General features: G+C 63.4%; 7 protein-coding genes and 1 pseudogene. 1 reads left to right on the top strand and 7 read right to left on the bottom strand.

Annotated elements, in window-relative coordinates; genetic code table 11:
- Nucleotides 1-48 precede the first annotated feature (48 nt).
- The 7 genes from KF886_24550 to KF886_24520 all read right to left on the bottom strand — a co-directional run bounded on the left by KF886_24550 (nt 49) and on the right by KF886_24520 (nt 11,597).
- Nucleotides 49-528, bottom strand: a complete 480-nt coding sequence (locus KF886_24550; GenBank protein ID MBX3180530.1) for a DinB family protein — start codon at nt 526-528, stop codon at nt 49-51.
- A 177-nt stretch (nt 529-705) separates the two neighbouring features.
- Nucleotides 706-1,875 (bottom strand): aldo/keto reductase, encoded by a 1,170-nt coding sequence (locus KF886_24545; GenBank protein MBX3180529.1) that lies wholly within the window; start codon nt 1,873-1,875, stop codon nt 706-708.
- 36 nt (nt 1,876-1,911) lie between these two features.
- Nucleotides 1,912-2,790 carry a sulfurtransferase gene (locus tag KF886_24540; protein ID MBX3180528.1) on the bottom strand — a complete coding sequence of 293 codons (879 nt, stop codon included), beginning with the start codon at nt 2,788-2,790 and terminating at the stop codon, nt 1,912-1,914.
- A gap of 42 nt (nt 2,791-2,832) precedes the next feature.
- Nucleotides 2,833-6,453: a response regulator gene (locus KF886_24535; GenBank protein MBX3180527.1), complete on the bottom strand. Its 3,621-nt coding sequence runs from the start codon at nt 6,451-6,453 to the stop codon at nt 2,833-2,835.
- Nucleotides 6,454-6,558: 105 nt separating this feature from the next.
- Nucleotides 6,559-7,143, bottom strand: coding sequence for a response regulator (locus KF886_24530; GenBank protein ID MBX3180526.1), 585 nt, complete (start codon nt 7,141-7,143; stop codon nt 6,559-6,561).
- Nucleotides 7,144-7,362: 219 nt separating this feature from the next.
- Nucleotides 7,363-8,970 carry a hypothetical protein gene (locus KF886_24525; protein ID MBX3180525.1) on the bottom strand — a complete coding sequence of 536 codons (1,608 nt, stop codon included), beginning with the start codon at nt 8,968-8,970 and terminating at the stop codon, nt 7,363-7,365.
- 68 nt (nt 8,971-9,038) lie between these two features.
- On the bottom strand, nt 9,039-11,597 hold the full coding sequence (locus tag KF886_24520; GenBank protein MBX3180524.1) for a DEAD/DEAH box helicase: 2,559 nt from the start codon (nt 11,595-11,597) through the stop codon (nt 9,039-9,041).
- 393 nt (nt 11,598-11,990) lie between these two features.
- On the opposite strand from KF886_24520, the pseudogene KF886_24515 reads away from it, so the two are divergent.
- A pseudogene (locus KF886_24515) lies at nt 11,991-12,155 on the top strand (type II toxin-antitoxin system HicB family antitoxin).
- Nucleotides 12,156-12,292: the final 137 nt, after the last annotated feature.

Here is a 12,292-nt window from a genome sequence, read left to right as displayed (position 1 = left end):
CCGGCTGGCCCGGGCGAGGCCAGCCGGGAATGCGCCGGTGTATCGGGATCACATGTCCATGTAGGGCATGGGCGGCACGATCCCATTGAGGCGCGCATAGACGGAGAGCGCGCCCCGGTGATGCGCGGTGTGGTCGTCGAGCGCGCCCACGATGGCCCACCTCGGGCTGCCGCCCATGACGGGGCCGGGGGGAAGCGGCGCGTCGAGTTCGGCCTCGGATTTCGCGGCGATTTCCTCGATCGCCCGCTTGAAGGAGGATTCCCACCAGGCGCGGGCGTCCGCGAGCGACGTGACGGCGTTGATGGCCTCCATGTGCTTGTCGAAGTCCATGTCGAAGCCGTCTGGCCGATGAAACGCTCCTTCGATGAACCAGTCGAAGGTCTGCGCGACGTGGGCGACCTGCTGCGCGGCGGTCATCATCTCGGGGGTAGGCCGGAAGTTCGCGTGCTCCTCGGCGAGGTTACGGGTAGAGCGGTCGAAGTACTCCTTGACGGCTTTCAGTTGGGTAATCAGGGGATCGGGGTTCATGGTGCTTTCTCCATCGTTGATTGGGGGCTGCTGCCCGTTCAGTGATGGCGCAAGTGTAGCACCGGCCTCCTGACAGGATGTGTCAGGAGACTAAAATAATTTTCAGTGGAGCCTCGGCCGCAAGGTCTGGTTTGACAGGTAAGGCGCCGCGCCCGCGCGGATATGAGCCGGATTGCATTACTCCTGCAAACGCTTCTTCTCCTCCCCCTTGAGCATCTCGTGCGCCTGCTGGATCCGCTCGGGTATCACGCCCGCGAAGGGATGGCCCGCCACGGTGGCCTTGACCGCCTCCACATCGAGCGCCTCCGCCTTCTTCCCCGGGAACCAGTGCCCGCCATTGCCGAGGAGGCCGTACCGCATCTTGCCGTACTCCACCATGTCAAACGCCTTCGCGTAGTTCCACAGCCGGAGGATGACGGGCATGTTGACGTCCCCGGGGGTCTCGTCCCAGTCCGGCAGCCCTTCCTCCCAGCTACGCACCCACTCCTCGCCCAGCGCGCCCACCAGCGCGTCCCGAAGCCGCGCTTCGATCGGCGCGATCAACTCCGCGGCATTGTCCATAAGGCGCACGGTTTCCATATGGATGTCGAAGTCCTCCGGCTTGGAAACCCCGCAGCTCAGCGTGTGCACTTCCGGGCGCGAAAGACAGAATAGCCCGTTGAAGACCATCGGGTGCAGCGGCTTGCAGAGTTCGACCAGCTTCTCGCTCGGCTTATACAGCAGACCGCCTTTGTCATTGGGCGAGATTATGAACACGCCCATGTCGCGCTTTGTGGCCTCCTCAATCGCCGGCCAGTTGTTCTGAAAGATGTAATACCAGTGCAGGTTGATATGCTCAAACATATCGGTCTGTATGGCTTCCACCAGAACCCGCGTGGGCCCGTGCGTGGAAAACCCGATATCCCGGATCCGCCCCTCCTTCTTCCACTGGAGCGCGGTATCCATGCACTTCTTCGTGTTCTCCAGGCACGCGTCCGTATTGACGCCATGGAACGAAAAAATATCCACATAGTCCAGCCGGAGCGCATCCATCGACGCCTCAAAATCCGCCCGGAACTTCGCCACATCCGCGTCCGGGCCGACTTTGGTCTGCACGATAAGTTCGTCGCGCTTGAATGTCGGGAGGATCTTGCCCAGTTGGTATTCGCTTGTTCCGTAACCCCGCGCGGTTTCAATGTGGTTTATGCCAAGCTCCACTGCGCGCCGGATGCACGCCTCGAGGCCGCGCTGGCTCTCTTCGGTGATCAGGTGGCGCTCGCTGTCCTTCCAGGACTGCTGGTAGCGCATGCCCCCGCAACTGATCACGGGTATCCGCAGTTCGGTCTTGCCGAATCGCCTGTACTTCATGGTCTCATTCCTTCCTGAAAACGCCACGGCGCGCAGTTAACTCTGCGGGCCGGTGGACATAGGGCACTCCGCATGCAAGCCCCACTCCGACATCGATCCATCATACAGCGACACATCCTCAAACCCCGCGATACGGTACGCCACGTAGCCGACCGTGGCGATGCGCCCGGTATTGCAATACGTAATAACTGGTTGATTCGCCTCCGGTGACGCCGCGGCCACCAGTGCGCGAATCTGCTCGGGCGCCTTGAACGTGAAATACGGTTCCTCCAGGAATTCGGATCCCGGAAGGTTCTTCGCCCCCGTGATGTGCCCCGCTTTCGGCGCGGAACCCGATTTCGTCTCGCCCGTAAAATCGCTCTTGCCGCGAAGATCAACAAGGAGCCCCTGCTTCGTCCGTTGCGCGTCCAGCACTTCTTCGCGGGTCGCATACAGCGCTTCGCGCGGGGCAAGGGTAGAAAGGCGCTCCGGGACAATCGGAGACGCCTGGCTCGCGCCGGTCTCCAGCGGCCGCTCTTCCGCCCGCCACTTGGCCAGCCCCCCATTGAGCAGCCGGACATCCCGATAGCCGAGGTACTCGAGTACCCAGAATACCCGCGTCGCGGGAACCACGCTCGTGGCGCCGTCCATGGCGCCGTAGACCACGATGGTTCGCTCGGGATCCAACCCGGCGTCGGCCAGGATCGGAATTAAGGCATCCATGGGCTTCAGCAGTCCATTGACCCCATCCCGATTCTCCGACAACTGCTCGTAATCCAGGTGCGCCGCACCCGGTATGTGGCCTGCGGCGAAGGCGTCCGCATCGCGAACGTCCACCACGAGCGCGGACGCGATTCCCGCCAAATCATCCGTTTCCACCAGGAGCGGCGAGGCCGAAAGGGCCGCGCTCACCACGCATAGTAATGCCAGACTCATTTCGATTCTCCTGTTCGTTCGTTGGCCAGTGTGTCGGGGCGTTCAGCCGGATTCCGCCGGCCCAACCGCGCGCTTCCGCGGGCGGTAACTCTGCACCAGCCCCACCAAATCATCGGCCTTGAAGGGTTTCATGAGATAGCCGTCCGCGCCGCACTCGTGCAACTGCGCCAGGCTCTTGTCGATCGGCTTGGCCGTAACCATATAGATCTTTATTCCCGAGATGGCGGAATTCGATTTAATCCGGCGGCACGTCTCCCAGCCGTCCATCCCGGGCATCGCAATATCCAGCAGCACCAGCCAGAAATCCCCATTCGCCACCCGTTCCAGCGCTTCCTCGCCCGATTTGCACTGTTCCGTTTCGAAGCCCTCGTTTTCCAGACAGCGGGCTATGAAAATCCCGATCTCTTCGTCGTCGTCGACACAGAGCACCTTGTCGCCCAGTTCCTCAAAGCCCGATACGCCGTGGCTAAGCGCGTAGTGGATGCCGCTCAGCAGCGTGCTTTTTCGGAATCCCCGCCGTATACGCGCCGCCACCTGCGATTCGTACTTCTCGTACAGGTCCTCGTCGTTTGTCAGCAGGATGATCGGAACCGGGATCGAAGACGGATCCTTCAGGATTTCCTCGACCACCACCGTGCCCAGCGGACCCGCTTCCGTGTCCACCAGCAGCACATCCGGACTGTACTTTTCCGCAAGCGATCGCGCCACCGACGGATAGGCCGCGTGGATTACGTCCATCCCCTCCGAAAGGAGCAGATTCCGGATCTGCGCGCTCAGCGCGCGGTCCTGCGTGACCAGTTCCACCAGCAGATGCGTTTCCGTTGGCAGCGGCGGATTCGGGCCCGCGCTCGCGCGATCCGGGTCCTGCGCCATGCTCAGCGGAAGGCTGAACGTAAACGTCGCCCCTTTCCCCACCTCGCTCGTCACGGTAATCCGGCTCCCGTGCAGGCGCATGATGTCCTGGGCGATGGCCAGGCCGATCCCCGTGCCCCCGTATTTCCGCGTGGAAGACGCGTCGTACTGGTAGAAGCGGGTGAATATCTTGTCCAGCGCCTCCCCCGGAATCCCGATCCCCGTGTCGGACACGGAAACCGTCACCTGGCTCCCGTCAATGCGGATCGACACCGTAACCGTGCCCCCCGCGTCATTGAATTTCACCGCATTGGACAGCAGGTTGTTGAATACCTGGCCCAGCTTCCCTTTGTCCCCCTCCACCAGCACCGGCTGCTCCTCCGCGACGAGATCCAGACGGATGTCCCGGCTGTCGGACACGGGCTTGATAATCTGCATGCTCGTGCGCGCGCAGTCCACCATGTCAAACGTGTCAAACACCAGCTCCTCCGCCCCCCGGTGCAGGCGGGAGAAGTCGAGCAGATTCTCGATCAGCGTCACCAGCTTTTCGATATTGCGCAGGCTGATGCCCAGGTACTCCGTCTGCACATCGTTAATCGGCCCCACCTTCCCGTTGAGGATCATATCGGTGTAGCCCATCACGGCCACCAGCGGCGTGCGCAGCTCGTGCGAGACATTCGAGAGCAGGTTCGTCTTGAGTTCGTCCAGGGTCTTCAGCTCGTCGTTCATCTCGTGGAGGCGTTCGCGGGCCAGCGTCACCTCTTCGAGCGAATGCTGGAGATTCTCGAGCAACTGCGCGTTCCGGATGGCCACAGCCACGTGCGGCGTCATCTGCTCGGAAATCTCGATTTCGTGTTTCCCGAAGGCGCCCACCTCGCGCGCCCCCAGTTTCAAGGTGCCAATGATCCGCTCGGTCGCATACAGCGGAAGGCACAGGCAACTGCGGATTTCCTTCGGAAATTCGCGCTCGAAGGGCGACGTGCCCGCGCGCAGATCGTCCAGGCATAGAACCTTCTTCTCGCGCGCGACCCAGAGCGCCGACTGGGGCTCCACGCCGGCATAATCCGCCGAGGCGCCCCCCCCGGCCGCTTCCGGCCAGAGCTGGTGGCGCTCCATCGAATCGTCCTCCGAACTGAACAGCACCACCTCGGCATAGTCGAAATTGATGAGCTTGCGCACTTCGACCACGATGCTTTCGTAGACCCGTCCGGCCTCCAGGCTCGAATTAATCGTGTTCGCGATCTGGTTGATCGCCGCGATGCGCTCGGATCGCTCCCGCGCCTCCTGCTCCAGCACCACGTTCTGCGTTACGTCCCGGAACGTGCCCTCGATCCCCACAAAGGCCCCGTTCTCGTCATACACCTGGTTCGCCGCAAGCTCCACGCAAATCGTCCGTTCATCGGCCCGCTTCATCCACACCCGCATGCGCTCCACAAAGCGGTGGCGCTCCAGCTCACGCGTCACCCGGGCGTAGTCCAGGCGATCCAGGAAGAGCACCCGAATATTGCTGCCCACCACCGCCGGCGCGCTCTTGTGGCCCAGAATATGAACCCCCGCCGGGTTGATCAGCGTGATGTTCCCCTCCGTGTTCGTCTGGTAGATGCCGTCCCGCATCGAGGTGATCAGGTTGCGGTAGCGCTCCTCCGACTCCTCAAGCTGGTTGATGTTCGTCCGCAGCGCACTCGCCATCTTGTTGAACGACATCGCAAGCTCTTCGATCTCGTCCCCCGTCCCAATCACGAGCTTCAGCTCCAGATCGCCCTGCCGGATAATCTGGGCGCCCTCGTTCAGGAGCGAAACCGGGCGGATAACATTGTTGTGCACGTTGCGGTACGCAATAACGCAGAACAGGCCGATGATCAGGCTCGAAAGCACCAGCGTCAGCAACGCGGCCACGTTAATGCTCTCGTACACGTCAAAGGCTGATCGGTACGCGACGAGATAGATCGGATAGTTTTCGTGGATACGGTGGTACGCCACCACCGCCGGAATCGCCCCCGCCGGGCCCGCGAAATCATTGATGATCAACGCGCCGGACTCCAGCCGCGGAAACGCGTTCAACTGCCGCGCCAGTTCACGGTCCGCGAGGCGCGACAGCGTGCTCGGATCACGCGTATCACGCTGTTCCGCGATGTAATAGCTCCTGTACTCCCCCGCCGGATCCCGGGCCAGCACCTCGTAGTGTTCCGTTTCGTCTCCGGCGCTCTCCCTTGGGCCAAACTCGTGAAGCAAAATGCGCAGCGCATCGCGCACATCCTGATCCTCGACGAGAAAGCCCAGCGGGCGCACGGCGCCTGGTTCGCGCACGGGCGCGGCGATCCGGAGTATGTGCTGCTCGTAATCGAATCCGGCGGGCTGGGCATCGGTGAGCCCGGCTTCCCATTCCGGATGATTTTGGTGGCGGGCGTTCGCGCGGGTGCTCGCAATAAATTCGCCGGTGCGGGTGTAGGCGGCGAAATCGGAGCGCAGCCCCCCTTCGGCGGAAACCGACGCCTTCAGGCGCGATAGCACATCGCCGAGTTGATTCCGGGCCTGCGGATCAGATGCCAGGGCCAGGGCGCGGGCCAATTCGGGATCGTGCGCCGCCAGGCGCGTCCGCTGCAGGCGCGTATGCAGCGTCAGGCGCACACTTTCCGCCTTCAGGCGCGACGCCGTCTCCAGATTGCGGCGGACCGCGTTCTTCTGATTCTCGCGGGCGAGCACATAGCCGCTGGCGAGCGCCAGCACCATGGGAATCACACCGACCCAGACGATCGATGTGATGAACTTGCGCTCAATGCCGCCTCGGGACTGTCGCTTGAAAATCGGCAAGACTACTCGCGTCCTGGGGTTACGCTGCGTTTTCGTCGCATCGATTCTCACCGATCCCGCCGTGGCAACGCAAGCGCCCGCCGCGCGCCCCGGAGCCTGGCGGCGTTACTCGCTGGCGCGGCCGCGCCCAATCAAATCACGCACCTTTTCGAGCAGGTGATCCACCCGGAACGGCTTGGCCAGGTACTCGTCCGCTCCGCACTCAAAGATCCGCTCGATATCCTGCTCTTTCGTGAGGCAGGTGACCGCCATGATCGGGATACTGCGCGTCAACTCGTTGTCACGCAACGCCTTGCAGACTTCAAATCCATTGATCTCCGGCATCAGAAAGTCCAGGAGAATCAAATCCGGTCCCATCTGCGCCGCCTTCAGGCCCACTTCCGTGGCATTGCTCACCTTCACCAGCTCAAACCCGTCGTCCGTCAGGATGTTCTCCATCAGCGCCAGCGCGTCCGGATCGTCGTCCACAATCATCACCCGCCGCTGCGACGGGCCCTTCTCCCGCGGAAACATGTCGTATTTCTCGCGGAATCGGTCCAGATCGTCCTCCAGGATGCGGTAGTGGCCCCCCGGCGTTCGCGAGGCCTTGATCAGGCCCTGCTTGATCCAGTTCTTAATGCTGTGGTGCGTCACATGGCAGATTTTTGCTGCCTCGAACGTGGTAAAGGCTTTCTGTTCACGATCACTCACAAGAAGCACTCCTTGATTGAACGCGTCGGCCCACCGTTGCAATCAGGCGAGGGAAAATCGGTATACAAGAAGAGGCAGCCACGCACAATTCTCAGTTTAATCTTATTCAGAATGATTATATCGCGCTATCTGCAAACCTGTCAACTCATCGGTGGCGATTATCACTCTTTTCTCGCTTCAACGCCGCCACCGGGATACCCGGGGATCACCTCCACCGCCTCAGAGTTCAAGCAGATTCCAAACCTCCGAAAGAAGCTGATACTCCTCGGCATCCAGCGACGGCAGCAGCAGTTTGATGTCCGTCGGGTACAGTCCCGTGAATATCCGGTGCCCGATGAACCAGGCGCATAGGCAGATGAGCGCTCCGCCAAGCGCGCGAAAACTCAGGCGCCCGGTCAGAGAGACATACGCCCGGCGGCGGCAGGCGCGGGCCTCGATCAGACGCTCCGGGTATCCGGCCTCGGAGGCCAGCGCCAGGCACGCGGCATGCGCCCGAGGCAGTGTCGCGGCCGGGTAGGCTAGCGAAAACAACATGATCGCCGCGATCAGGAGGTACCAGACCCCGCCAAGCGCCGCCATCAGTCCCGAGGACGCCGCGGCGCCGGCGGAACAGAGAATCAACAGCAGGAGAACCATCGAATACCAGGCCGCGAGAACGCCCAGCGAGGCCCTCGGACAGGTCAGCGCCCGGGAGTTGCGATCGGTGTGGACCACGCCCCCAACGGCCCACCAGAAGAACCACGCCCCCCAGAGCGCGGCCAGCGCGTGCAACGCGAGCCGCACCGGCTGGCGAAGGCGCGCGCGCGCTTCATTGACGGAGTTCTCGCGATACTCCTCGAAGGCCTGTAGACGCCCAAGCGCTTCCTCCACGCGCACCTGGCGCTCGATTAACGGCGCATCCGCCGCCGCACCGGCCGCTTCGGCCAGGTGAATGCGGGCCGCGATCGCGTCTTTCTGAATCTGGAGGCCATAGATCGCCTGGCCGGACCCCACGTTCTCGCGCTCGCTGCCGGCGTTGCCCAGGAGCCGCTCGCCGAGGTGTTGCAGCTGCACAAGCCACGCATCCCAGGTCACCGGGTCGCCCCCGCCGGCCTGCTCCCGCGCGCGGCGTATGAGGGTGTTCTTGTAGTTGTACAGCGGCTCACAGCAGCGTTCGGCCAGTTTCCGCCGCAGCGATGCGTACCAGTGGCCGTCGCGCGGGAGGCTGTCGTGCCATGGGGGTTGCGGAAAAAGCACCGGCTCGCCGCTGTCGTTCGTGCGGCCAACCAGCGCGGCCGCGGTGCGAAAGTCCTCCTCCGCCGTGGACGATGCCGCCTGCGCCGCCGCCTGAAGGTACTTCGGCAGCGCGTTGCGGGTGGTCTTCAGAGTGGCCTCGCGGAATACCTGGCGGGCTTCCCGGTACTGCCCGTGGCGGAACAGCCGGCAGCCATAAACGATCAGCAGCGATCCCTTGTCCGGGGCCAGCTTCACCGCTTCCGCAAAGCGATCCAGGACTACATCGTCTTCTTCGATGGCCGCAAGGGCTTCGACATAGCGCGCCGTTGGGGCCTCGCTTTGCTCGGCGTTCCGCCGCACCACGTTCCGCAGGATCGCCCGCTGCGAATCGTCCTCGAGCGTGAGCGCCATGCGGTACTGCACCTCGTTCAGGTCGTAGCGCATGTAGCGCTCCACGAAATAGAGCGCCAGCGTAAACCCGAGGGCCGCGATCACCAGCAGGCGAAACGATCGTCGCGCCCGGCGGGATCCAATATAGTCCCCGCCAACCCCATAGGGCCGCAAGTGGGCGTCCTGCGCCTCAATCGTGGGCTTCGCGTGCTCGGGCGTCATGCGCGCCGGTCCGCCGCGGGGCGTCCCACGGCCCCGCCACATACAGCTTCAGATGCCGGATTCATGCGTTACTCCCCATCCGCGGGATGAAAGAACTGCGCCATGGCCTCGAACACCGCGTCACGGTCCCCGCGGATAATCTGCATCGGCGGGAGGGATTCCAGAAAGACCCGGCCGTAGCGCTTCGTAAGCACCCGCTGGTCGAGCACCACCACGGCCCCGCGATCCGATCGCCGCCGTATCAGGCGGCCGAAACCCTGCCGGAACTTGATGACCGCCTGGGGCACCGAATAGGCCATGAACGCGTTGCCGTTCCGGGCGTCGATGGCCTCGGCGCGGGCCTGCTGGATGGGCTCCGTGGGCACGCGAAAAGGCAATTTCGGGAGTATAACACACTGCAGCGAATCCCCGGCAACGTCCACCCCTTCCCAGAAGCTGTCCGTCGCGAACAGCACGCTCGCGGTATCGGCCCGGAAGCGGTCGAGCAACTGGCTCCGGCCCGCGTCGCCCTGGCGCAGCGGCGTAATGCCGGCCTGCCGCAGTTCCCCCTCCAGGCGCTTGTACGCGTGGTCGAGCGCGTAGAACGACGTGAACAGCACAAACGCGTGCCCCCGCGAGATCGCGAGCGCGCGCCGTATCCCCTCCACCGAATCGTCCAGAAAACCGCGATCGCTGGGATCCACCACGTCGCTGAGCAGGCACAGCATCGCCTGTTCGCGGTAGTCGAAGGGGGAATCGAGAATCGCGGACACGATCCGCTCCGGACGAACCTGATCAAGGCCCAACCGCTGGAAAAGGTACCCAAATTCCCGCTGCACCGCAAGCGTCGCCGACGTCATCAGCACCGTGTCCAGGTTGCCGTAGACCCATTCCGCGAGTGGCGCCCCCACTTCAAGCGGGCACCGCGCCACCCGGACAAACTGCTCGTTCCGCGCGTCCACCTCGATCCAGCGCACCGAGTTCTCCTGGATCTCCTCGCTCGTCGTCTCCAGCAGCGCGTTGGCGACGCGCTCGACACGGTTTGCGTAGGCCTGCAATTGCGCGCGCTCCGCCACCAGCGGCGCCTCTTCCCCGTCGTCGCGCGGCGGGATCGCCCGCAGGCGGCGCAGCAGGGTCTGCACGTCCTGCATCAGCTTCGTGACGGCGTCGGCAAACGGCACGACCCGCTCGTTGTGGATCTGCCGCAGCGTCGGATCGCGCAGGGCGTCCTCCGTCAGGCGCCACTTGATGTCCCGCCCGATCTGGCCGCTGCGCAGCGACGCGAGAGCCCGAAGCGCGACGAAAATATCCTCGGCGTTCTCCCGGCATTCGGAAAGGGCCGGCTTGATGCGCTCCTCCACCAGCTTCTGGATCGTGTGGAAATCGTCCACGCTCAGCTGCGGGCACTCCTTCATCAACATCACCACGATCGTCGGCAGCAGCCCGCGCTCCTGGCCCCGCTCGGTGCGGATGAAGCGCCCGAACGACGCCTTCGCCCCCAGGAGCGTCGCCGACATCCCGAAATACTCCGTGGCCGAGTCCTCGATGCTGTGCGCCTCGTCGAAAATCACCCGCTTGTAGTGCGGGAGCACCGCCTGCGCCGTGAAGTCACCCGCCTCCTGCTTGATCGCGATGTCGGAAAACAGCATGTGGTGGTTCACCACCAGCAGGTCCGCCTTGCCCATCTCCCGCCGCGCCTTCCCCACGAAACAGCGCTTGGTGTCCGGGCAGCGGCCCATGCTGCAACTGTCCGACTCCGAGCAGACCCGCTCCCACACCTCGCGCCCGGGCATGAACGGCAGATCGGTCTTGCTCCCGTCCTCCGTCTTCTCCGCCCATTCCCCGATCGCCGCCAACTGGTGCTGCGTGGTCTCGTCGTCAAACAGCTGCGCCTCCGAAAGCGCCCGCTCCAGCTTGCGCAGGCACAGGTAATTGCCCCGCCCCTTCACCAGACACGCCTCCAAGGGCTCGTTGATCACCTTGCGGATCAGCGGGATATCCTTGTCGATAATCTGCTCCTGGAGATTGATCGTCCGCGTGCTGATCACGATCCGCTCCTTGTTCCGCCGCGACCACAGCGCCGCCGGCAGCAGGTACGCAAACGTCTTCCCCACCCCCGTGGGCGCCTCCACCACCGCGATCTTCCCCTCGTTGAACGCCGCCGCCGCCGCCTCCATCAGCCGCACCTGCTGCGGGCGCACCTCAAAGCCCGGCACCGTCCGCCCCACCGCGCCCCCCGGCGAAAACATCCCCCGGAGCTCCAGCGGGTCCAGCCGCGTCACCTGCTTCGGCAGAAACGGCTCCACCACCACATACACCCGCGTCACGTCATTATCGACAATGTACACCCCGTGCCCGTGCGCGCTGTACATCGACGCCAGCTGCACATCCGCCTCGCTCGGCGCCAGGTTCCCCGACGGGTGGTTGTGGATCACCACATCCCGCACCTCCAGCGACTCAAACAGCGCCGGCACCGCCGACTCATGCCCCCGCGCGCACACCCGAACCTGCGCCACCCGCCCCTGTCCATCCACGCTCCCCGCGAAAAACACCTCGCGCCCGCCCGTCCCCTCAATCGCCTCCTGCACCGACCGCGCCGCCGAGGGGGTAAAGCGCGTAAGGATGTTTTCTCCAAGGGTATCGGACATGGGGGCTCGATTTCAGCGGCAAAAAGGGAACCCGCAACACGCCGGGCACAACGCCCAACCCGCGGGGACGCTATCCTACCCCGCGGCGGCCCGCCGTGCCAAGTTGGTGTATACGCAAGGCAAGCACATTTAAACTTCGTGTACGGGCCAATCGCCATACGAACCACGGAGAACTAATGGAGAAGGAACGTGTTGGAGCGCCGGCATCTCTGCCGGCAAGGATGCCGGCGCTCCAACACGCTCACTTTCCTTGATTAAAGCATCCAAATCGACACAAGCATACGCCCATGCGCCACGATCAGGTTTAAATGCGATTGCCCTGGGTGTAAACTGCATGGAGCGCTGGCATCCCTGCCGGAATGGGAACGAACACTCGATTAGCGAGATTGCCACATGAATTTCACGATCGAAACCGAACAAGAGGACGATGGACGCTGGATAGCCGAAGTCCTCGAACTCTCCGGCGTGCTGAAATACGGCCCAACCCGGGAAGCGGCCATTGCACAGGCGGAAGCCCTGGCGCTGCGCGTGCTCGCCGAGCGAATTGAATCCGGCGAACATCCCGTTGCGCCAGACACTACGCCCACCGTGGCGGGGACGCGACCCGGGCAGGTTGGCAAGCGGGCGCGTCACATATCGGTTCTTTCAGATTCGTGTTCGACTTGAAACAATTGTTCCACTTCACGACAATCACC

Source organism: Candidatus Hydrogenedentota bacterium (assembly GCA_019637335.1).
Lineage (GTDB): Bacteria > Hydrogenedentota > Hydrogenedentia > Hydrogenedentales > JAEUWI01 > JAEUWI01.
Note: the sequence above shows the minus strand (reverse complement) of the source record. Positions and strands in the feature narration are given on the sequence as shown.

Bases quoted from the DNA above. Each gene is read 5' to 3' on its own strand.
- KF886_24550 (MBX3180530.1), bottom strand. From the start codon at position 528: ATGAACCCCGATCCCCTGATTACCCAACTGAAAGCCGTCAAGGAGTAC.
- KF886_24545 (MBX3180529.1), bottom strand. From the start codon at position 1,875: ATGAAGTACAGGCGATTCGGCAAGACCGAACTGCGGATACCCGTGATC.
- KF886_24540 (MBX3180528.1), bottom strand. From the start codon at position 2,790: ATGAGTCTGGCATTACTATGCGTGGTGAGCGCGGCCCTTTCGGCCTCG.
- KF886_24525 (MBX3180525.1), bottom strand. From the start codon at position 8,970: ATGACGCCCGAGCACGCGAAGCCCACGATTGAGGCGCAGGACGCCCAC.
- KF886_24520 (MBX3180524.1), bottom strand. From the start codon at position 11,597: ATGTCCGATACCCTTGGAGAAAACATCCTTACGCGCTTTACCCCCTCG.